This window comes from Cellulosimicrobium sp. So1_17 (genome assembly GCF_055181235.1).
Genome location: NZ_CM143702.1, coordinates 4,152,366 through 4,173,075, shown reverse-complemented (window position 1 = coordinate 4,173,075; position 20,710 = coordinate 4,152,366). Strand labels below are relative to the sequence as shown.

At 75.0% G+C, this 20,710-nt stretch carries 16 protein-coding genes; 11 read left to right on the top strand and 5 right to left on the bottom strand.

What is annotated here, in order from left to right; translation table 11 throughout:
- The first annotated feature begins 5 nt into the window (after positions 1-5).
- From ACZCLJ_RS18475 to ACZCLJ_RS18460, 4 genes are read left to right on the top strand one after another with little or no spacing between them, the layout of a single operon-like run.
- Complete coding sequence (locus tag ACZCLJ_RS18475) at positions 6-1,163, top strand: glycosyltransferase family 4 protein (RefSeq protein ID WP_463104826.1); 1,158 nt, start codon at positions 6-8, stop codon at positions 1,161-1,163.
- The gene (locus ACZCLJ_RS18470; protein ID WP_463104825.1) at positions 1,160-2,323 is read left to right on the top strand and encodes a GNAT family N-acetyltransferase; all 1,164 of its coding nucleotides are present in this window, start codon (positions 1,160-1,162) and stop codon (positions 2,321-2,323) included. The genes ACZCLJ_RS18475 and ACZCLJ_RS18470 overlap by 4 nt, the downstream gene beginning before the upstream one ends.
- Positions 2,320-3,126 carry a polysaccharide deacetylase family protein gene (locus ACZCLJ_RS18465; protein WP_463104824.1) on the top strand — a complete coding sequence of 269 codons (807 nt, stop codon included), beginning with the start codon at positions 2,320-2,322 and terminating at the stop codon, positions 3,124-3,126. Before ACZCLJ_RS18470 ends, ACZCLJ_RS18465 begins: the two co-directional genes overlap by 4 nt.
- Positions 3,123-4,082, top strand: coding sequence for a glycosyltransferase family 2 protein (locus ACZCLJ_RS18460; protein WP_463104823.1), 960 nt, complete (start codon positions 3,123-3,125; stop codon positions 4,080-4,082). Before ACZCLJ_RS18465 ends, ACZCLJ_RS18460 begins: the two co-directional genes overlap by 4 nt.
- 8 nt (positions 4,083-4,090) lie before the next feature.
- Here ACZCLJ_RS18460 and ACZCLJ_RS18455 read toward each other — a convergent pair whose 3' ends face one another.
- Positions 4,091-5,017 carry a glycosyltransferase family 2 protein gene (locus tag ACZCLJ_RS18455; protein ID WP_463104822.1) on the bottom strand — a complete coding sequence of 309 codons (927 nt, stop codon included), beginning with the start codon at positions 5,015-5,017 and terminating at the stop codon, positions 4,091-4,093.
- A gap of 171 nt (positions 5,018-5,188) precedes the next feature.
- On the opposite strand from ACZCLJ_RS18455, the gene ACZCLJ_RS18450 reads away from it, so the two are divergent.
- Positions 5,189-7,516: a hypothetical protein gene (locus tag ACZCLJ_RS18450; protein WP_463104821.1), complete on the top strand. Its 2,328-nt coding sequence runs from the start codon at positions 5,189-5,191 to the stop codon at positions 7,514-7,516.
- The gene (locus tag ACZCLJ_RS18445) at positions 7,513-8,670 is read left to right on the top strand and encodes a hypothetical protein (protein ID WP_463104820.1); all 1,158 of its coding nucleotides are present in this window, start codon (positions 7,513-7,515) and stop codon (positions 8,668-8,670) included. The genes ACZCLJ_RS18450 and ACZCLJ_RS18445 overlap by 4 nt, the downstream gene beginning before the upstream one ends.
- A 15-nt stretch (positions 8,671-8,685) precedes the next feature.
- On the opposite strand, the gene ACZCLJ_RS18440 is transcribed toward ACZCLJ_RS18445, so the two are convergent.
- A complete protein-coding gene (locus ACZCLJ_RS18440) occupies positions 8,686-9,627 on the bottom strand; it encodes a glycosyltransferase family 2 protein (protein WP_463104819.1) in 942 nt (313 codons plus the stop codon).
- 97 nt (positions 9,628-9,724) lie between these two features.
- On the opposite strand from ACZCLJ_RS18440, the gene ACZCLJ_RS18435 reads away from it, so the two are divergent.
- Genes ACZCLJ_RS18435 through ACZCLJ_RS18415 form a run of 5 tightly spaced genes read left to right on the top strand, consistent with a single transcriptional unit; the run spans position 9,725 to position 16,446 of the window.
- Positions 9,725-11,743 carry a glycosyltransferase gene (locus ACZCLJ_RS18435; protein ID WP_463104818.1) on the top strand — a complete coding sequence of 673 codons (2,019 nt, stop codon included), beginning with the start codon at positions 9,725-9,727 and terminating at the stop codon, positions 11,741-11,743.
- Complete coding sequence (locus tag ACZCLJ_RS18430; RefSeq protein ID WP_463104817.1) at positions 11,743-13,152, top strand: O-antigen ligase family protein; 1,410 nt, start codon at positions 11,743-11,745, stop codon at positions 13,150-13,152. The genes ACZCLJ_RS18435 and ACZCLJ_RS18430 overlap by 1 nt, the downstream gene beginning before the upstream one ends.
- Positions 13,149-14,264: a glycosyltransferase family 4 protein gene (locus ACZCLJ_RS18425; protein WP_463104816.1), complete on the top strand. Its 1,116-nt coding sequence runs from the start codon at positions 13,149-13,151 to the stop codon at positions 14,262-14,264. Before ACZCLJ_RS18430 ends, ACZCLJ_RS18425 begins: the two co-directional genes overlap by 4 nt.
- On the top strand, positions 14,261-15,292 hold the full coding sequence (locus ACZCLJ_RS18420; RefSeq protein ID WP_463104815.1) for a glycosyltransferase family 4 protein: 1,032 nt from the start codon (positions 14,261-14,263) through the stop codon (positions 15,290-15,292). The genes ACZCLJ_RS18425 and ACZCLJ_RS18420 overlap by 4 nt, the downstream gene beginning before the upstream one ends.
- Positions 15,289-16,446 (top strand): glycosyltransferase, encoded by a 1,158-nt coding sequence (locus tag ACZCLJ_RS18415; protein WP_463104814.1) that lies wholly within the window; start codon positions 15,289-15,291, stop codon positions 16,444-16,446. The genes ACZCLJ_RS18420 and ACZCLJ_RS18415 overlap by 4 nt, the downstream gene beginning before the upstream one ends.
- Here ACZCLJ_RS18415 and ACZCLJ_RS18410 read toward each other — a convergent pair.
- From ACZCLJ_RS18410 to ACZCLJ_RS18400, 3 genes are read right to left on the bottom strand one after another with little or no spacing between them, the layout of a single operon-like run.
- Positions 16,400-17,596: a glycosyltransferase gene (locus ACZCLJ_RS18410; protein WP_463104813.1), complete on the bottom strand. Its 1,197-nt coding sequence runs from the start codon at positions 17,594-17,596 to the stop codon at positions 16,400-16,402. The genes ACZCLJ_RS18415 and ACZCLJ_RS18410 overlap by 47 nt on opposite strands.
- Positions 17,593-19,485, bottom strand: a complete 1,893-nt coding sequence (locus tag ACZCLJ_RS18405) for a polysaccharide biosynthesis tyrosine autokinase (protein ID WP_463104812.1) — start codon at positions 19,483-19,485, stop codon at positions 17,593-17,595. Before ACZCLJ_RS18405 ends, ACZCLJ_RS18410 begins: the two co-directional genes overlap by 4 nt.
- Positions 19,482-20,672 (bottom strand): glycosyltransferase, encoded by a 1,191-nt coding sequence (locus ACZCLJ_RS18400; RefSeq protein ID WP_251150485.1) that lies wholly within the window; start codon positions 20,670-20,672, stop codon positions 19,482-19,484. The genes ACZCLJ_RS18405 and ACZCLJ_RS18400 overlap by 4 nt, the downstream gene beginning before the upstream one ends.
- Positions 20,673-20,710: the final 38 nt, after the last annotated feature.

Genomic DNA, 20,710 nt, shown 5'->3' with positions numbered 1-20,710 from the left:
GCGCGATGTCGAGCCGCCACGTCCACCTCATCACGCCGGGCGACCACTTCTCACCTCTCACGGGGAGCGCCGTCCCGACGGTCGTCCACGGGCTCGCCTCCGCGAGGAGGACGCCCCGCTCGACGGTCCTCGTGGCGCGCGGGACCTACGAGACCCGTTACCCGAGCGCCGACGTCGTCGAGTACGCCGAGTCCCCGCAGCGCCGGAGCGACCGGTACCTGGACCTCGTCGCGGCCGCGCTGAGTTCCCCGAGGCCAGGAGCACGACGGCGGCTCGCGGCGGCTCTCCGGGACCAGCACGAGTGGCCCGACTCGGTGGTCCTCGCCCACAACGCACCGCAGGCCGTGCCTCTCGTCGCCGCGAGGCACGCACCTGTGCTCTACGCCCACAACCAGCTGCTGCGCACCTACGGCCGGCGCGAGGCCGCGCGCGTCCTGCGCCCGGCGGCCGCCGTGGTCTGCGTGAGCGAGTTCCTGGCAGACGAGACCGCACGGATGCTCCCACCGGAGCTGAGCGCCCTGGTCCGTGCCGTGCCGAACGGCGTCGACGCCGAGCAGTTCGCCGGCCCTCGCGCGCCTCGCGAGACGGCGACGAGGATCACCTTCGTGGGCCGGGTCATCCGGGAGAAGGGCGTGGACGTCCTGCTCGACGCCGTCCGGGCGCTCGACCGGCCCGACCTCCACGTCACGGTCGTCGGTCGACCGGGGTTCGCCGCGGACGCCCCCCTCTCCGCGTACGAGGAAGGCCTGCGCCGGACCGCGGCGACGACGCGCGCGACCGTCGAGTTCGCCTCGTTCGTCCCCCGGCCCGACCTGCCCGAGATCCTGCGGCGCACCGACGTCCTGGTCGTGCCGTCCGTGTGGCCCGAGCCGTTCGGTCTCACCGCACTCGAGGGCATGGCCGCGGGCGCCGCGGTGGTCGCGTCCGAGATCGGAGGTCTGCCGGAGGCGGTCGGCGACGCCGGGCTCCTCGTGCCCCCCGGGGACGTCGCCTCCCTCGCAGCGGTCATCACGGCGCTCGCCGACGACGAGGGCCTCCTGGCGCGCACCCAGGCCGCCGGGAGGCGTCGGGCCGTCGAGTGCAGCTGGACGCGTGCCAGCGAGGCGCTCGACGCCGCGCTGTCCGCCTCGCCCCGGCGCGCGACGGGAGCTCGACGACCATGACGCGACGCACGCGCACGCTGCGGCTCCGGGACGTGACGGCCGAGGACGCGTCGCGCTGGAGGGACCTCGCGGCACGAGCCGTGGAGCCGAACCCGTTCCTCGACCCGTCGTTCCTCCTGACGGCCGACCGCTGGTTCCCGGACACGGAGGGCATCCGGCTCGTCGTCGTCGAGGAGGACGACCGGATGGTGGCTCTCCTCCCGCTGAGCGTGGAGCGCCGCTTCCAGGGTCTGCCGGTCCCGTTCGCGACCACGGCCGGTCCGTTCCTCGCCCGGCGCGCACCGCTGTGCGCCCCGCTCGTCGACAGGGACGGGAGCGGCGAGATCCTGACGACGATGCTCGACCACCTCGCCGGGCGCGGCGCAGGGCTGCCCGGTCTCCTCGAGCTCACTCTCTTCCCGGGCGCCGGGGCCCTGCACGACGCCCTGTACGACGCGGCCCGCGCCACGGGCACGCCCGTGCTCGAGCGGTACCGGTTCGAGCGCGCGTGCATGCGACCGGTCCCCGCCCCGGGGACCTGGCGCGACGATCTCAGCCCGGGACGGCGCAAGAAGATCGGTCGGTTCGAGCGAGCGCTCGAGCGCGAGCTCGGCGCGCCGCTCGTCAGCGAGGCGCGCGGCGACGACCCGCAGGCGCTCGAGGACTTCCTCGACCTCGAGGCCGCGGGGTGGAAGGGCACGACGGCGCGGGGCGGCGCGCTCCGGGTGACCCCGAACGCCGCCGAGTGGTTCACCGAGGTCGCGGACGGCTTCCGCGCCCGAGGGCTCCTCCGGGTCTTCAGCCTCCGGGCCGGGGACGTCACGCTGTACATGTCCGTCAAGCTCGTGTGCGGAGGGGGTGTCTTCGGCGTCATGGACACCTACGACGAGCGCTACGCCCGGTGGAGCCCGGGTGTCGTCGGCCGCGCGGCCGAGGTCGACTTCGTCCTCGCCCAGGCACCGCGCGTCGAGTTCTTCGACCAGTGCATGCACCCCAAGAACGTCGAGAGCTCGGCGCTGTACCCTCAGCGACGCTCGCTCGTCGGCCTGCTGCTCGCCCCTCGTGGGGCGGCGAACCGCACGCTCGTCCGCTCGCTCCCGCGGCTCGCCGCCGCGCGCGACTCCCTCCGCCGGCTCCGCCGGCCGGCGGGCACGCCGCCGAGCGACGAGGAGCCGCGATGAACGGCAGGACCGCGCGGCCGCTCCTCGTCCGGCACCGCGACGTCGAGCGCGCCGGCGGGTCCGCGGGGCGCTTCCACCAGGTGTCCGTGGGCCGCGGCCTCGTGCCCCGGCTCGTGACCGGCGCTCTCGGGACCTTCTGCGTCGACACGACCGATCGCGTGCACGCCATCACGTACGACGACGGCCCCGACCCCGAGCAGACCCCGCCGATCCTCGACGTGCTCCGGCACCGGGACGCGCACGCGACCTTCTTCGTCCTCGCGGACGCGGTCCGGCGCCACCCCGACGTCGTCGCGCGCATCGTGGCCGAGGGGCACGAGCTCGCGCTGCACGGCACGGACCACCGCTCGCTCCTCACCCTCTCGGACGCCGAGGCGGTCGCGACGGTCCGTGCCGCGAAACGCCTCGTGGAGGAAGTGGCGGGACGGCCCGTGCGCCTCTTCCGGCCGCCGTACGGTGCCCACACGCTGCGTCAGGCGGTCGGCTTCCGGCGCCTCGGGCTCGACCTCGTCCTGTGGTCGGGCGACGCGGTCGACTGGCTCGACGACGACGCCGAGGCCGTCGCGGACCGCGCGGTGGACGCCGTGTTCCCGGGCGGGATCCTGCTGCTCCACGACACGCGGGCGGACCCCGAGACGATCCGGCCCGGCGAGAGGCTCCCGGTGTTCGACCGCGCGGCGGTCCTGGACCGGCTCCTGTCCCGCACCCGCGCCGCGGGCTACCAGGAGCTCACGGCCGGTGAGCTCGTCGGCCGGTACCGCCGGGTGACGAGCCTCGCGCGTCAGCGGATGGTGCGACCGTGACCGACGGCCTCCCCGAGCTCTCCGTGATCGTCCCGGCCTTCGACGCAGCACGGACGATCGAGGTGCAGCTCGGTGCCCTGCTCGCGCAACGGCCCGAGCACCCGTGGGAGGTGCTGGTCTGCGACAACGGTTCGACGGACGGCACGCAGGCCGTCGTGACGCGCTGGCGGCGCCGGATGCCGGAGCTGCACCTCGTCGACGCCTCCGCGGTCCGTGGACCCGGGGCGGCACGGAACGCCGGCGCGGCGGTCGCCCGCTCTCCGCGCCTCGCGTTCTGCGACGCCGACGACCGCGTCGGTCCGGGGTGGGTCTCCGGGATGCGCCGCGCGCTGGACGAGCACGACGTCGTCGCGGGGCGGTTCACGACGGTGACGACGTCACGACGCAGCGTCGCCGTGTCCTGGTCGCCGCAGGAGCACGGCCTGACCAGCATCCCCTGGCTGCCGGGGTTCGTCACGGCAGGCGCGGGCAACCTCGGTGTCCGCGCCGCGACGTTCCGTGCCGTCGGGGGCTTCGACGAGAGCATCTCGACGCGCGAGGACGACGACCTCTGCCTGCGTCTGCAGCTCGCCGGGCACCACCTGGCGTTCGACCCGACCCTCGTGCTGGCGGTGCGCCCCAGGGAGGGCGTCCGCGCCGTCTACGAGCAGGCCGTCGCCTACGGCGCGGGCTCACGCTGGCTGGAGCACCGCTACGACGTCGTGGCGCAGGCGCTCGCCCGCCGCGCCCCCGACGACGGCGCCCGTCAGAGCGCGGACGAGCTCCGCGACGGCTCCCGGGGCGGTTCGCCACGGCGTGCGTCGTCGGTCGTCCGGCGCGCCGTGCGCAAGGCTGCCCGCCTCGGCAACCCGTCGGACCTCGCCGACGTCGTCTGGCGGCTCGGGTTCTCCCGTGGCAGACGCGTCGTCCCCGACCCCCGCACGCCGCAGGTCCCGCTCCCGCCCGACCTCGCCTGAGCGAGGTGTCAGGTCGGGCGGCCGCGGCGCAGCGCCCGGCGGACGAGACGTGGTGTCCAGGTCGCCAGCCGGATGGCAGCGACCCAGCTCATGGCCGCCGCATACCCGGCCTTGCCGCGCGGCGTCGTGGGCCACGGCTTGGTCCAGATGCTCAACCAGACGGTCGTCCCCGCGCGCAGCTCACGCACCGAGGCCCGTGCCGCGTCCCGCGGCGGTCCCGACTCCGTGAGGTCCGCCATGCCCTTCGCGATGCGGACCGACTTGGTGGTGAGCTCCGACCAGGTCGGCCGCGACGGGTGGTCGACGACGGCGCCGGCGGCGTAGACGAGGCGGCGACCGCCCGCTCGGAGCCGATGGCCGAAGTCGTCGTCGCCGCCCGACTGGAGCGCGGCGTCGAACCCGCCGACGCCCCGTACCGCGTCGGCAGTCGCGACGAGGTTCGCCGTCGCGGCGAAGTGGAACGTGGTCACGAAGCGCTCCTGGTCGAACCCGTGCACCGACTCGTAGAGCTCCGGTCCGGTGACGGGTTCGGGTCCGTCCCGGAACACGAGCCGGATCTGGCCTCCCACGGCGTCCGGTGCGTCGAGGCCCCGGAGCGTCGCGACCGCCGTGCTCAGCCAGTCGCGCCACGGCCGGCAGTCGGCGTCGGTGAACGCGAGCACCTCGCCGGTCGCGACCTCGATCCCGGCGTTGCGGGCCGCGTAGGAACCCCTCCGCGTCTCGCCGACCATGACGAACCGGTCGTCGTCGGGGAGCGCCGGCCGCAGGTCGGTGGTCGACGCGTTGTCGACCACGACGACGTCGAACCGGTCGGCCGGGTAGTCCTGCTCCGCGATCGCGTCGAGACAGAGCCTCAGGCGCTCGACGTCGTTGTAGACCGGGATGATGACCGTGACTCTCGGCAGGTCCTCAACCCGACGGGGAGCGTCCTCCATGCGTCTCTCCTCGTCCGGGGATCGCGGGTCGTCCACGACACGCCGAGCATAGCGGTGGCTCCCCCACGATCCCCCGGCGCCCGGCGCCGGCCCGTGCCACACGCGGATGTCGCCCGGGTGAATTCGGGACGAGCGGCCCGTGCACAGTTTCCGTTGCCATAGGGTCGCCGTGTGGATCTCGCGACTGTCGTGCCACCCGGTGCACGTGTCCTCGAGATCGGGGCCACGGACGGGGTGCTCGCGCGTGCCCTCGAACGGTCGGGGCTCGCCGCGCGCTATCTGGGACTGGTCCCGCCGCACCTGCTCGACGCGGTCCGGTCCGACGTCGGCGACGACCTCGCGCACCGCGTCCATCCCCTGACGACGGCCGACCAGGCGATCCGCAACAGCACCGACGTGCTCGTCCTCCGCGGGCCCTGGACCCGTGTCCTGTGGGCCCACCGCGACCTCCACCACGTGCGGCTGCTCGCCGTCGAGGCGGGCTCGGGCCCGCTCGACCTCGAGCGACGCGCCGCAGCGCTCTCGGCGCGGACGATCGGCCGGCTCCGACCCCGGGGTCGAGCCACGTGCGAGGGCGTCCGTCTCGACCTCTACGAGGTGCCTCAGCACGGCGAGCCCGCACCGCGGACGTACTTCTCCCCCGTGTGGGGTCCGTCCGGCCTGGCGGAGCGCCTCAAGGAGGCAGGACTGCGCTACGCGGTGCTGAGATGGTTCGAGTCCCTTCCCGAGATCTCCCCCGGCGAGGACCTGGACGTCCTCGTGGCCGACGACGACGCGGACGCGTTCCGAGCGCTCGTCGAGTCGGAGCCCGGGACCTGCCCCGTCGACCTGTACAGCGCATCCGGCCTGGACCACTCCGACTACCTGGGTGCTGCCTACTACCCGCCGCAGCTGGCGACGGGGCTCCTCGACCGTGCGGTGGTGCATCCCAGCGGGTTCCTCACGCCGGCGCCGGAGGACCACCTGCGCTCGCTCGCGTACCACGCGGTGTACCACAAGGGGCCGACGTCGGGGTTCCCGTCCGGTCTGCTGGGACCGGCGGACCAGGAGCCCGAGCACGACTACCCGACCGCCCTCGCACGGCTGACCACGCACCAGGGCGCACCGCCGCTGCGGACGCTCGAGGACGTCGACGCCTATCTGGCGGCGGTGGGGTGGCGCCCACCGCTCGACGCCCTGCGTCGCTTCGCGCCGTCGAACCGGTGGATCAGGGCGGCGCTCGGCGAGACCCAGGAGACGAAGACCGAGGAGTCGGAGCTCACGGTCTTCCTCGTCCGGGCACGGACGCTCGCCACGCTCACGCTCCCCGAGGTGCTGGACGAGCTCGAGCACGTCGGGTTCGACGTCGTGGCGACGGTCGAGCTGGACGACGCGGCGCGCTCCCGCACCGCTCAGAGCCTTCGCGGAGGCAACTGGGGCAAGGGTCCGTTCCCCGTCAGCGGCGGAGACCCGAGCGTCGTCGTCGCGGCGCTGCACCACGACCCCGAGGAACCGCACCCGGACCTCCTGTCGCGCTACCCGCACCTGACGAACGCGGAGGTCGTCGTCGCGAAGCGGAGGGTGCGGGACGCGGTCGAGGCTGCCACCCATGCCGGTGCCGCGTTCAACCCGATCCACTCCTCCGACAACGAGCAGGAGGCCTGGGAGTACCTCGAGATCGCCGCCCCCGGGTCCGTGGCGGCGATCCGCGCCGACGTCGGCGATCGGCGCGGCGAGCTGCGCGGCGAGCTCCCGGTGCTGCGCACGCTGAGCCGTGGACGGCGCGCCCGCGTCGAGGTCGTCGAGGGCCCGGACGGTCCTGTCGTCCGCAAGACGTTCGCGCGGGGGTTCCTCCGTTTCAAGGACCGTGAGCTCTGGGCGATGCGCGAGCTGTCCGGACTCGTGGAGGCCGTGCCGCCGGTCCTCGACTCGGGGGCGAACTGGTTCACGTGCCCGTTCTTCGACGACGTCCTCGGACCGCTCGACACTTCCCGTGGACCACGGCTCGTCCCGCTCGGGGTCCTGCGGGAGATGGTCGCGGTCCTGCGTCGGTTCCACGAGCTCGGCTACGACCTCGTCGACGCGAAGCCCCAGAACTTCGTCGTCGACCGCAGGCTCGGCCTCCGGGTCGTCGACTTCGAGTTCCTGCACCGGTACGCGGGCGACCCACCTCCGTTCGCTCGGAGCGCGAACTTCGTGGGAGTACCACCGGAGCTCGCCGTCGACCGCCCCGTGGGCGACATGTCCTACGAGAAGCGGTGGCTGCCCTACACCGGCATGCCGCTGGACGTCCTCCTGGACGGGTCGGACCGCGAGCAGCGGTCACACCGCCTGCGCTACCGCACCGTCCGGGTCGGCACCGCGCCCCGCACCCGCGTGTCCGCGCTGGCGCGGCGCGCCTACCGGTCGGCCCGCGGGACGAAGGGCGCTGTTCTCTGGCGCTACACCCTGTGGGCCAGGCGTCGCGCACGGTCGGCCGGACCGGTCGACCCGCCCTCCCGGGGCGCGGGACGCGCATGACCCTGCGAGCGGTCCGCGCGGCGAACGGCTCCGCGGTGCTGGCAGGGGCGAAGGCCGCCGTCGCCCGTTCCTGGTCCGTCGCCCGCGGGGTGCGCCGCCTCGCCGCGGCCAAGGCCACCTCCCGCCGGGCGGTGCTGCCGTACGCGCCGCTGCTCCGACGCGGTGTCTACGTGGCGGACGACGGTCGCACCTGGAGACGCTGGCGGCAGCCGGTGCCCGAGCACCTGCGCCGGACCCGACCGCCCCAGCACGGTCCGAGGCCCGCGCCGGGCGTGACGAGGATGGTCGCCCTTCTGGCGAGGACGATCCGCGTCGCGACACCGCCGGTCTGGCTGGTCGGCCGCGGCGGGCCCACCGGCTACTCGATCGCCACGTCGACGCACGACGGCGGACTCGTCCTGCTCGACCCCTCGGGGGGCCGCGTGGCGCGGGTCGGCGGCGGCACCGGCGTCGGCAGCGACTACGTCGCCCTCCGCAGCCGCTACGGGGCGCACGTCCCCATGCCGGCGTTCGAGGTCCACGACGGCATGGTCGTCGAGGAGTTCGTCGACGGGGTGCACTTCCTCGAGCTGTCGGCCACGGAGCAGGTCGCCGCGGTCAAGGTGCTGCTCGGCAGCTACACCGCGCTCGTGCGCGCCGAGGGCAGCGGTTCCAGCGCGGACCGCCTGGGCGACGCCCTCGCGCTCGTCGAGCACTCGGCCCTCCCGCCGGCCATGCGCGCCTACGTCGACCCGCCGGCGCTGCGGCACGCGGCCGCGTCGTGGCCCCTCGTCCCGTCGGGCACCGATGCGAACGTCAAGAACCTGATCGTCGTCTCCCGGCGGACACCCGTCCCGATCGACCTGGTCACCGTCCGCGACGACCCGTTCTTCTACTTCCCGCTGGGGATCGTCGGGAACGCGCGAGGTCCCGTCCTGCAGACCTACCTGGACGGAGGGCTCGACGGCGAGATGCACCGCCTCTTCCAGGCGGCCGGGTCCCGGTTCGACGCGAGCGCCTCGGGGCGCCTCTCGCTCCTCGCGGCCCGGGTGCTGGTCGCGACGCTCCACCAGGCGCGCCGCGAGGGGTTCGGCGCAGGTTCGGCGCGCGTCGGGGCCGTCCTCGAGGAGCGATGGGGCGAGCTCCGGTCCACGGCACCGGCGGACTGGTACTGAGGGCGCTGCGCGCCGTCAGGAGCCTCCGTCGGCGGGTCGCACGGGGCGCAGCCGGGTGACGGGTGCGGTCGGGGCGAACCGCAGCGCCCACGTCCCGTCCGCGAGCGCCGCACCGACCCGCCGCTCCCGCAGCGCGGTCCGGGCCGCGCGACCGGCGCTCCACCACGCGAACCGGTCGTTCGCACGCAGGCGGTCGTCATACGCCCCGACCAGGTCGGCGCGACCCTCGTCGAGGGCGGCGGCGCGGTGCACGCGCAGGATCGTGCGGATCGCGGTGGCGAGGTCGCGGTACGAGCGCGTGGTGTTGGACGGGTGGTAGCGGTAGTCGACGAGTGCCTCGTCGACGAACGCGAACGGACCGTGCGCCGCGGCGTCGAGCACGAGGTCGAGGTCCTCGCCCTGGCGGTACGCGGGGTCGAAGCCGCCGATCGCGTCGAACGTCTCGCGCCGGATCACGAGGTTCGGCAGCATGACCCCCGGCCCGCGGATCACGTCGCGGCGGTCCGCCGCCGCACGCTGGTCCGCCTCGACGACGACGTCGCCGGCGGCGTCGATCGTCCGCATCCCGCAGTAGCTGACGACGACGTCGGGGCGGGCCGCCATGACCTCGACGTGGCGGCGCAGCCGGTCGGGGTGCCAGCGGTCGTCGTCGTCGAGGAACGCGACGAGCTCGCCCGTCGTCTCGAGGACCCCCCGGTTGCGCGCGGCAGAGACACCCGACGGCTGCGTGCGCACGACTCGGGCGACCGGGAACGCGTCGGTGATCGTCCGCAGCGCGTCAGGATCGGGCGACCCGTCGTCCACGACCACGAGCTCGGCGGGGGGCAGTGTCTGGGCGACGACCGAAGCGAGGGCCTCGGCGAGGAACGGCCCGCCTCGGTTGGTGGCGACGACGACGGACACCCGCGGAGGGTCGTCGGCGTCCTCCGCCGGGCTGCGCCCTTCGTCCACGCTCATCGGGGCCTCTCGTCGACGTCGTCCGGCCGGGGACCGGGAGGGGTGAAATCGGCGGGATCTCGCCGGATCCGCCGACCGCTGGGGGACAATCTCCCACATGAGGATCCTCCGCGTCTCGCACAGCGCCGTGGTCGACGCGTGGCGCGAGCGCGAGCGGGAGCTGCGCGCCCTCGGCGTCGACGTCCGGCTCCTGTCGGCGCGTGCGTGGGACGAGGGAGGCGCCTCGGTCCGTCTGGTCCCCCGCCCGGGTGAGCCGGTGCGCGGGGTGCGCACGTTCGGCTCGCACCCGGCGCTCTTCGTCTACGACCCGCGCCCGCTGTGGCGCGCGCTCGGCGAGGACTGGGACGTCCTCGACGTGCACGAGGAGCCGTTCGCTCTCGCGACGGCCGAGATCCTCGCGCTGCGCCGCCTGCGGGCGGTCGTGTCCCGTCGCCCCGCTCCCCCGTACGTCCTCTACTCCGCGCAGAACCTCGCCAAGCGCTACCCGTGGCCCTTCCGGTCGTTCGAGGCCCGCGCGCTGCGCGGGGCCGCCGCGGTCTCGGTGTGCAACGAGGAGGCCGGGCGGATCGTGCGCGCCAAGGGCGCTCGTGGACGCGTCGAGACCGTCCCGCTCGGCGTGGACCCCGCAGTCTTCTCCCCGGCGCCCGTGCCCGACGCAGGAGGCCCCGCGCGTCGGACGGGCCGCCTCGTCGTGGGGTATGCAGGGCGGCTCGCGCAGCACAAGGGCGTCGACGTGCTCCTCACGGCGGTCGCCGGGGACGCCCGCCTCGACCTCGTCGTCGCCGGCGACGGCCCGGACCGCACGGCCCTCGAGGTCGCCGCGCGGCCGCTGGGCGACCGCGTGCGCTTCGCCGGCACCCTCGACGGCGACGGGCTCGTCGCGTTCTACCGCTCGCTCGACGTGCTCGCCGTGCCCTCTCGCGAGACGCCGGGCTGGGTCGAGCAGTTCGGGCGCGTCGCGGTCGAGGCGATGGCGTGCGGCGTGCCCGTCGTCGCGACGAGCACCGGCGCCCTGCCCGACGTCGTCGGCGGCGCGGGGCTCCTCGTCCCGCCCGACGACCCGGCAGCCCTGCGCGCCGCGATCGCTCGGGTGCGCGACGAGGTGGGGCTCGCGGACGAGCTGCGCGCCGCGGGGTCGCGACGGGCCGCGGAGTGCTCGTGGACGGAGGTCGCGGCGCAGTACCTCGAGCTGTACGGCACGGCCGCGGGCGGTCGCGGTGCGCGCCCGTCGCCCGCGCACGGTGCGTCCCCGGCCCTCGACCTGCCCGCGACGCCCCCCGAGGTCGTCGTCGTCGCCTACGGCGCGCCGGCGATGGTGCGCGACGCGCTCGCGCCCCTGGCCGGGAAGTACCCGATCACGGTCGTCGACAACTCGTCGCTGCCCGCGATCCGCGAGATCACCGAGCTCGCCGGCGGCCGGTACCTCGACCCGGGGCGCAACGGAGGCTTCGCGGCAGGCGTGAACCACGCCCTCGCCCACCGCCAGGTTCCCGGCGCCGACGTGCTCCTCCTCAACCCGGACGCCGTCGTGACCCCCGAGGACGTCGAGACGCTGCACCGCGCCCTGCACGCGCGGCCCGGCGTCGCGAGCGTCGGCCCGGAGCAGGTCGACGACGACGGCACACCTGCGCGCGTCGTCTGGCCGTTCCCGTCCCCTGCGGCGACGTGGATCGAGGCCGTGGGTCTCGCGCGGTTGCGGCGGACACCCCCGGGGCGTTCCTTCGTCATCGGCTCGGTGCTCCTGCTGAACGCCCGCGCCGTCGAGGACGTGGGCGGGTTCGACGAGCGCTTCTTCCTCTATGCCGAGGAGACCGACTGGGCCTACCGCGCCGTACGGCGGGGCTGGCGGCACGTCGAGGTGCCTGACGCCAGGGCGCTGCACCTCGGCGGCGCGACGAGCAGCGACCCGGCACGCCGCGACACCCACTTCCACGCGGCCCAGGAGCGCTACCTGCGCAAGCACCACGGCGCGCTCGGGTGGGAGGCGGCCCGCGCCGGTGCCGTCCTGGGCGCTGCGGGCCGCACGCTCGTCCTGCGCGGGCAGGACCGGGAGAGCGCTCGACGGCGACTGCGGCTGTACGTGCACGGACCGGTCCGTGCGGAGGCCGCACTGTGATGCCGCCCGGCCTGCGTCTGCCGTGGCGCCGGCCGGTCCTCTACCGGGCACCGGACGTGCCGGGCGCGCTCCGGGCCCGGGTGGGCGGCGCCGTCGCCTGGGTCGCCGGTGGTGCGGTGGTCGTGGCGCTGCTCGGCGTCCTGGGGTTCGTGGTCCCCGAGTTCCAGACGGCGGCGTTCGGCGCGGCCCTGCTCGTCCTGGTCGTCGGTCTCACGGCGTACGAGCCGGTCGCCCTGCCCATCCTCGCGATGCCGGCCCTGGTCGTCGTGCAGCGTGTCGGGGGCGGGGGCGTCGACCTCTCGCTCAGCGACTTCGCACTGTTCGGTGCGTTCTGGTTCGCGCTGTTCTTCTCGCCGCGCCCCTTCTCGAGACCCATGCGGGCGATGCTGTGGCTGTCGCTCGTCTACCAGGTGGCGACGCTGTTCACGGTGATCGTCAACCCGTTCAGCGCGAACGTCGTGGAGTGGTTCCACGCGTGGCTGTCCGTGGCCGGCGCGCTCGTGCTCGGCTGGGCGGTGGGCCGCTCGGGCCGCGCCCGGCTCGGGCTCACGCTCTTCCTCGTCCCCTGCCTGGCCATCGCCGCGCAGACCTGCATCGTCGCGCTGCAGCAGCTCGCGGCCGGGAACACGGGACCCGTGTACGTCGACTTCCCGATCGCGATGCACAAGAACTTCATCGGCTGCGTCCTCGCGTTCGCCGCGCTGACGGCGTACGCGCGCCCCTGGTGGGTCGGCTGGCCCCGCTGGTTCGCGCTCGCCTCCTTCTGGCTGTGCTCCGTCGGCGTGCTCGCCGCCCAGGCACGCCAGGCGCTCATCGGCCTCGCGATCGGCATCATGCTCATCACGCTGCGCGGGGACCCCGACCGCAAGCGGTCCAAGGTCATCCTCCTCGCCGCGATCCCGGCGATCTACTTCGTCGTGCTCGCGGTCCAGGAGCAGCTGTCGTCCGACAACGAGTTCAACTCCGCCAACCAGCGGCTCACCTGGTACGCCGACTCGATCGACGTGTGGCAGCGCAGCCCCTGGGTCGGGATGGGCCTGCGGTGGTGGACTGCGGGCGTCACCGAGTTCGTCTTCCAGCCGCCCAACGTGGAGCTTGAGGTGCTCACCTCGGCGGGGATCGTCGGGCTGGTCGGGTTCCTCGTGCTCTTCGTCGGCGGCATGGTCGTGCTCTGGCGCATCAACCCGCGGTTCGGGACGCTCGCCTTCTCCATGCTCATGATGCGCTTCGTCCAGGGGCAGTTCGACCTGTTCTGGGTGTCGGTCCAGGTGACCGTGCCCTTCGTGATCGTCGGGGTGTGCCTCGGCGCCGAGTCCTATGCCGAGTCCCGGCAGCGCGCCCGAGACGCGACCGGCCGCGACCTACCGCTCGAGGAGCTGCGATCCGTGCAGGAGATGACCGCCCGATGAAGATCGTGCAGATCGCGCCCGAGATCGCGCCGGGCAGCGGGGTCGGCGGCGTCGCGCACCACCTCGAGGAGTCGTTCGTCCGCGCCGGCGTGACCACCGAGCGGTTCACGATGGCGGAGGCGCGCGGGACGTGGCTGCCCGAGCCCGGCGAGGGACTGCGCGGCCGGCTCTCCCTCCTCGCGCGCGTCGTGTGGTTCTCGACCGTCGGGACCGCTCTGGCGCGGCGGTTCCTCGCGACCCGGCCCGACGCGGTCTCGATCTGCCACAACGACGTCCTCGCGGGCGACGTCTACGTCAACCACGGGATCCTGCGCGTCGCGATGCGCGCCCGGGGCGGGTACGCGTGGCGCATGGCCCGCAACCCGCTGCACCTCTTCACGGCGGCGCGCGACGCCGTGCGGTACCGGGGGCGGACGCACCGGGTGGTCGTCAACCTCACGCGGTCCGAACGGGAGGCGCTGCGCGGCACCTATCCCGGCCTCCGGGTCCCCGCGGTCGTCATCGGCAACGGCGTCGACGTCGCGCGCTTCGCTCCCCCGTCCGCGGCCGAGCGCGTCGCCGCCCGGTCCGCCGCCGGGGTGCCCGACGACGCGATGCACGTCGTGTTCGTCGGCCACGAGTTCGACCGCAAGGGGCTCGGGCTGCTCCTCGACGCCGCGGCGACCGTCCCCGGCGTGCACGTGAGCGTCGTCGGGGGCACCCCGGACATGCTGGCCGGCGTCCGTGCCCACGTCGAGCGCCTCGGGACGTCCGACCGCGTCCACCTCGCGGGTCGCGTGCCGGACCCCCTGCCCTGGCTGCACGCCGCGGACGCCCTCGCGCTGCCGAGCGCCTACGAGGCGAACGCGCTCGTCGTGCTCGAGGCGCTCGCGTGCGGCGTGCCCGTCGTCGCCACCCCGGTCGGGTACGCCCCCGACGTCGTCGAGGACGGGCGGAACGGGTGGCTCGTCGACCGCTCGGCCGCAGGAGTCCGACGCGGTCTCCTCGCCCTCGTCGCGCTCGACGACACCGGTCGCGACGAGGTCTCCCGGCACGCTCGGCAGAGCGCCGAGCGACATGACTGGGACGCGGTCGCCCGCCGGTACGTCGCGCTCGCGAAGGAGCTGTCGTGAGGATCCTGCACGCGGTCCGCTCCGACGGTTTCGCCGGCGTCGAGCGGCACGTGGCCCGCCTCGCGCGCGCCCAGTCCGCCGCCGGGCACGCCGTCGCCGTCCTCGGCGGGGACCCGCCCGGGATGCGCGCGACGGTGGGCGACCCGTCCGTGCCGCTGCGCCCGGCCGCGACGACCGGTGACGTCCTGGCGCTCCTGCGGCGCCACGGCCCCGCGGCGGACGTGGTCCACGTCCACATGACGGCGGCCGAGGTCGCGGCAGCCGTCGCGGACGTCACGACGCGCGGGTTCCCGCCCGTCGTGACGACCCGCCACTTCGCGCGACGCCGCGGGAGCGGTGCGCGCGGCGCGGCCGTCGCCGCCGTCGCCGCGTCGGCCGTCCGTGCGCAGGTCGCGATCAGCCGCTACGTCGCCGAGCACGTGGACGGCCCGAGCACCGTGGTCCTCCCTGGCGTCGACCCCCGGCCGGACGGCCCCGCGGCCCGGGAGCGCGAGCGCGTCGTCCTCGTCGTGCAACGGCTCGAGCGGGAGAAGCGCACGGACCTCGCGCTCGACGCGTTCGCCGCGTCGGGGCTCGCCGAGCGGGGCTGGAGCCTCGAGGTCGCGGGCGACGGCGCGCTGCGGGGGGAGCTGGCGGCGCAGGCAGACCGGCTCGGGATCTCGGCGCGGACGCGGTTTCTCGGTGCCCGCGACGACGTCGAGGCTCTCATGGCCCGTGCCGCGGTCCTCGTCGCGCCCTGTCCGGTGGAGGGACTCGGGCTCAGCGTCCTCGAGGCCATGGCGAGCGGCCTCCCCGTCGTCGCGGCGGCGGCGGGCGGGCACCTCGAGACCCTCGCCGGCGTGGACCCCCTCGCGCTCTACGCGCCGTCGGACGCCCGGGCAGCGGGGCGCAGCCTCGCGGTGCTCGCGGGCGACCCGGACCGGCGCGACGCCGCCGCAGCGGTGGCCCTGGCGGTCCAGCGCGAGCGCTACACGCCCGCCGCGCAGGTCACCGGGACGCAGGCCGTCTACGAGCAGGTGCTCGCGTGAGCGGCGGACCCTCCCTCGTGGTGCTCTCCCTCGAGGGCTGGGACGACGTCTGGCGACGCAACCAGTACCTCGTCGCGGAGCTCTGCCGTGCAGACCCGACGCTGCGCGTGCTGTTCGTCGAGCCGGCGGCCGACCCTCTGCACCAGGTCAGCCGCCGAGCCCTCCCCCGGCTCGGCCGCGGCCTCCGTCCGGCTCCGCCGGTGGACGGCGTCCGGCCGGGCCAGCTGCTCCTGCACCAGCCGACCAAGTGGCTCCCACGACGCGTCGACCCGCGTGCCGACCTCCGGCTCGCCCGGGGCGTCGTGCGCACGGTCGCGCGCGCAGGACTGCGCCGACCGGTGCTGTGGGTCAACGACCCGTCCGGTGCGTCCGTCGTGCGCCGCACGGGGTGGCCGGCCCTCTACGACGTGACCGACGACTGGCTCTCCGCCGACCGCACCCCGGCCGAGCACGACCGCCTGGTCGCCGACGAGCGCACGCTGCTCGACCGCTGTGCGGAGGTCACGGTGTGCTCCGCGGACCTCGTCCGGCGCAAGGGTGCGGAGCGCCCGGTGACGCTCGTGACGAACGGCGTCGACCTCGAGCGGTACCGCGCAGCGCACCCTCGCCCTGCCGACCTGCCGGACGGTCCTGTCGCGGTGTACGTCGGCACGGTCCATCCGGACCGGTTCGACGTGCCCCTCCTCGCCGCCACGGCGCGGGCGCTGCGCGGTAGGGCCCGTGTCGTCCTCGTGGGGCCGGTCGTGGACGTCCCGCGCGACGGCCTCGAGGCGCTCGAGGGCGAGGGCGTCGCGCTCCTGGGGCCACGGCCCTGGTCGACCGTCCCCGCCTACCTGCGTCATGCCGACGTGCTGCTCGTGCCGCACGTCGTGGACGACTTCACGGAGAGCCTCGACCCGATCAAGCTCTATGAGTACCGCGCGGTCGGCCGTCCCGTCGTCACGACCCCTGTCGCCGGGTTCCGTGACGAGCGGGGGGTCCACGTCGCCGATCGGGCACGCTTCCCGGACGCGGTGGTCGACGCGCTCGGGTCGGCGAGCCTCCCGGTGGCCGGTCCGCTCGGCGGCGAGCCTCCCTCCGTGCCGACGTGGCGGGGTCAGGCGGTGCTCATGCGTGCGGCCGTCGACCGGACACGTCGTTCCAGACCTGCGTGAGCACCTCGGCGGTGCGCGCCGCCGGGAACCGGCGGAGGGCGGACGTCCGGGCCCGCTCGGCGCGCTCGCGCGCCGCCTCGGGATCCGTGAGGACCTCCCGGAGCGCCGCAGCCAGCGCCGGCACGTCGCCGGGCGGGACGAGGAGGCCGAGCGGCTCCGGGTACTGCACGTCGTCGAGAAGGATCTCCTCGACGCCACCGGCGCGGGTCGCCACGACGGGCACCCCGCGCACCATGGCCTCGACGACGACCTGGCCGAAGGGCTCGGGCACCGGCGAGGCGTGCACGCAGACGGTGGCGCGGTCGAGCTCGGCGCGCGTGTCCGGGACGAAGCCGACCAGCTCGACCCGGTCCTCGAGGCCCAGCGCCCTCACCTCGTCCCGCACCTGGGCGGCATAGCTCTCCGCGCCGAACGCCGGCTCGCCGACCAGCCGCAGCCGGACGCCCGGCACGTCGTCGACGAGCGCACGCAGCGCACGGACGGTCTCGAGCTGCCCCTTGGTCGCGCTCAGGCGACCGACGAGGACGACGACTGGTCCCGCACCGGGCTGCGGCTCGCCCGACGTCCCGAGGGCGGCGGCCTGGTCGGGTGCGAACCCGGGGTAGGCGACGGCCGTGGGGACCGGCAGCGTCGCGGCGGTCGCGCGCGAGTTCACGACGACGGCCGAAGGGACGCGGGACAGGCCCCTGACGAGGTGGACCAGGGGGCTGGGCAGGTAGTCCGTGGCGATGCGGTCGTGGACGTGCCAGACGAGCGGGCGACGCGCCGCCTGGGCGGGCACGAGCGCGAGCAGGTCCGCCTTGAGCGACGTCGAGTGCACGACGTCGGGACGGAGCGCGCGGACCCGTCGTGCCAGGTGCCACAGGAACGGGACGGTCCGCAGCGCGGCGACCACGGTCCAGGGCGAGAGGCGAGCGGCGCGGGCGCGGTCGGCGCCCACCACGGAACCGCTCAGCGGGACGATCTCCACCCGCACACCGACCTCCTCGAGCCGACCGCGCAGCTCGCCGTCGGCGAAGAGGAGCGCGCGGACCTCGACGTCGTCCCCGAGCGCCTCGCACGCACGGACCAGGGCGAGCTCCGCACCGCCGAGCTCGGCCGTGTGGTCCAGGACGAGGACCCGCAGCGGGCGGTCGTGCGCCGCGCTCACCACCGGAAGGGCCGCTTGCGCACGACCTTCTGGGTCTCGCCCTCCTCGGTCTCCTCGGGCATCGCCGGCTCGACCTTGCTCCACGTCGGGGCGAGGACGGTGCGGCGCCCGGCCGCCGGGCCGCGGGCGGCGCCGCTCATCGAGGGCTCCGCCCGCCCCGCCCTGGTGGCGTGCTCGACGGGGACCGACGCGGCGACCACGCTCGCCCGCCGTGTCGCGCTCTCGGCCGGGTCCGCCGGCTCTACCGGGCGATGCTCCGAGCCCTGCTCGGCGATCGAGGACGGGTCGGGCGCTGCCCGCTCCTCGGCACCCTGGTCGCCGTTCACCGCGCGCGAGACGTCCTCGTCGGAGGCGACCGGGCCGCCCGCGCCTGAGTGCGCGCCAGGTCCTACGGAGCCGTGGTCCTCGACCGCCTCGGCCGTCGGGTCACCGTACGTGGAGGCGTAGAGCATGCGGCGGTCGCCCTTGACCCCCGTGATGGCGATCCCCAGCAGCGGGACGTTGCTCGCCCGCAGGCGGTCCGTCGCCTCGACCAGCACGGCGCGGTCCGTCCGTCCGGCGGCGGCGATGAGGACGACACCGTTCGAGTAGCCACCGAGGATCGTCGCGTCGGCGGCCGCGAGGACGGGCGGCGAGTCGATGACCACCACCTCGGCGTGCTCGCGCAGGCTCTCGACCAGCTGCCGTGCTCGTGCGGTCGCGAGGAAGTCCGCGGGGTCCATCTCCTCCTCGGGAACCGGCATGACGCGCAGGTTCGGGACCGTCGTGGGACGCAACGTCTGCTCGTCGCCCTGCCACGACTCCGGGGGAGGGAGCATCCGGTCGAGCTGGGGACGCCTCAGGTCGCCGGAGAGCGCGATCGTCCGCCGCCCGCTGAGCGCGAAGGACGCCGCGAGGTTGGCGGTGATGAAGGAGCGCGGGGCCGACGGGTCGGCAGCCGTGACCACGACGACGGCGTGCTTCATGCCGGCCGTGGAGACCTGGATCGCGGTCCGCAGCTCGCGGATCGACTCGGTGAACGGCGTCGCGACCTTGCTCGCGACGGGGAGCGCGTGCGTGCTCCCGAACTCCTTCTCGGCAGGCCGCGTCGCGAAGAGCTCGGCGAGGACGGGCGTCTCGGTCAGCCGGGTCGACTCCGCCGCCGATCTCACCCGGACGTCGAGGCCGCGCCGCGCGAACGCGAGCCCGATCCCGGCGACGAGGCCGACGAGGACCGCGAGCGCGAGGACCGTCGCACGGGAGAGACCGAGCGCCTCGGCGCCGGAGGCCGGCAAGACGACCTCCCCGGGCACCGCGATGCCGCGCAGCGAGTTGCTCTGGATCGTCAGTGCCGAGTAGTCGTTGACGATGATGTCCTGCTCCGCGAGCGCGAGCGGGTCGCCCTCGTCGAGGCCGAGACGCAGGCGGACGTCCTTGAGCTGCTCGGCGAGCGCTTCGCGCCGTGCCTGGAACTCCTCGACCTGCGCGGCCTGGATCGTCACGAGCTGTGCCGCGTACGCCTCGGCGAAGGCGTTCGCGACCTCGACGGACCACGCCTCGTCGGGCGTGGTGGCGGCGATGTCGACGACTCTCGTCTCGCCGTCGACCTCCGCCGTCACCAGGGCGGCCAGCTCCGGGGCGCTCGACGTCGGCTCGCCGAGGGCGGTCGCCGCCGCCTCGGCGACCTCGGGCGAGGTCACGTCGTCGGGATCGGTCGCGACGGTGACCTCGACGAGCTCCTCGCCACCCTGCGCGCTCTGCACGCCGTACAGCTGCACGGTCGCACTGGCGCGGTACAGGGTGTCCTGACGATCGAGGTAGAACAGCGCGCCGGCGACCACGACGAGGACCGCGGCGAGGACGTAGTACTTGCCGGCCCAGACGGTGTGGACGAACTCCCGGATCGTCATCGGTCGCTCCTCCTCGTGCCTGGTCCGTCCGCGGTGCCGGCACCGCGCGTGCGAGGGTCGACGATCGCGCGGAGCCGCGTGACGAAACGGTCCCGGCCGAAGGTCGCCACGTGCGCCGTCACGGCGTCATCATCCCACGGGCGAGCCGCCGCGGTCTCGACGGCTGCCGCCACGAGGTCGGGGCGCGGGTCGTCGAAGAAGACTCCGTTCACCCCGTCGGCCACCGTGTCGAGGTAGCCGCCGTCACGCAGCACGACGCTCGGGCGGCCGAACGCGCCCGCCTCGAGCGGTGACAGCCCGTAGTCCTCGTACGACGCCGCGACGAGTGCGGACGCGTTCCGGTACGCCCAGCGAAGCGTCGCGTCGTCGACCCGGCCGAGCAGGTGGACGCGTCCGGCGGCGTCCCCGCGGCGCGAGGCGGAGCGGGCCGCGAGCGTCTCCAGCCGTGCGCGGTCCGGCCCGTCACCGACGACCACGAGCTCTCGACCGGTCGCCTGCGCCGCCTCGACGACGACGTCCACGTTCTTGTACGGCAGCAGCCTGGCGACGCACAGGAGGAAGCCGGGCTCGACCCCGGGCGCCGGGCTCTCCGGACCCGCAGGGAGCATCGCCGGTGGTGGCGGCAGGACCTCGGCCTCGATGCCGTAGGCCTCGCGGACCGCGCGCTGCGTCACGGTGGAGTTCGCGAGGTAGACGTCTGCACGCCGCGCCGCCGCGGCGTCCCACCGGCGGAGCCGCGGCGTGAGGATCCCGAGCGCCGCGGCGGCCGCACGGCGCCGCGCCCGGTGCGCGAGGGCTCCGTCCTGGGGGCCGAGATAGCGGTCGCGCTGGTAGAGCCACCGCGCGGGGGCGTGGCAGTAGACGACCGTCCGCCCCGCCCCCCGGTAGCCGTGGGCCCAGCCGGTCGACGACGCGACGAGGACGTCCGCGTCGACGACGCGCTGGCGGTCGACCGCGCCGGCGAGCAGCGGCAGGGCGAGGCGGTGGTTGCGGCGGAGCAGACCGAGCCGGTCGATGCCCGACGGGCGCAGGTCGACGTCGGCGAACTCCGGGAAGGTGCCGTCCGGGTCGTAGAGCGTCGTGTACATCGGCGAACCCGGGAAGGCGTCGGCGAGCAGCAGCGCGACACGTTCGGCGCCGCCACGCTGGGTCGCGTAGTCGTGCGCGAGGGCGACACCCTCCGTCATGGCACCTCCCCGCGCCGGCCGTGCTCGGACCGACCCAG

Excerpts from the sequence above, each read along its gene's own strand:
- ACZCLJ_RS18470 (WP_463104825.1), top strand. The coding sequence starts at position 1,160 with ATGACGCGACGCACGCGCACGCTGCGGCTCCGGGACGTGACGGCCGAG.
- ACZCLJ_RS18455 (WP_463104822.1), bottom strand. The coding sequence starts at position 5,017 with ATGGAGGACGCTCCCCGTCGGGTTGAGGACCTGCCGAGAGTCACGGTC.
- ACZCLJ_RS18400 (WP_251150485.1), bottom strand. The coding sequence starts at position 20,672 with ATGACGGAGGGTGTCGCCCTCGCGCACGACTACGCGACCCAGCGTGGC.
- ACZCLJ_RS18425 (WP_463104816.1), top strand. The coding sequence starts at position 13,149 with ATGAAGATCGTGCAGATCGCGCCCGAGATCGCGCCGGGCAGCGGGGTC.
- ACZCLJ_RS18430 (WP_463104817.1), top strand. The coding sequence starts at position 11,743 with ATGCCGCCCGGCCTGCGTCTGCCGTGGCGCCGGCCGGTCCTCTACCGG.
- ACZCLJ_RS18435 (WP_463104818.1), top strand. The coding sequence starts at position 9,725 with ATGAGGATCCTCCGCGTCTCGCACAGCGCCGTGGTCGACGCGTGGCGC.
- ACZCLJ_RS18405 (WP_463104812.1), bottom strand. The coding sequence starts at position 19,485 with ATGACGATCCGGGAGTTCGTCCACACCGTCTGGGCCGGCAAGTACTAC.
- ACZCLJ_RS18465 (WP_463104824.1), top strand. The coding sequence starts at position 2,320 with ATGAACGGCAGGACCGCGCGGCCGCTCCTCGTCCGGCACCGCGACGTC.
- ACZCLJ_RS18475 (WP_463104826.1), top strand. The coding sequence starts at position 6 with ATGTCGAGCCGCCACGTCCACCTCATCACGCCGGGCGACCACTTCTCA.
- ACZCLJ_RS18440 (WP_463104819.1), bottom strand. The coding sequence starts at position 9,627 with ATGAGCGTGGACGAAGGGCGCAGCCCGGCGGAGGACGCCGACGACCCT.
- ACZCLJ_RS18445 (WP_463104820.1), top strand. The coding sequence starts at position 7,513 with ATGACCCTGCGAGCGGTCCGCGCGGCGAACGGCTCCGCGGTGCTGGCA.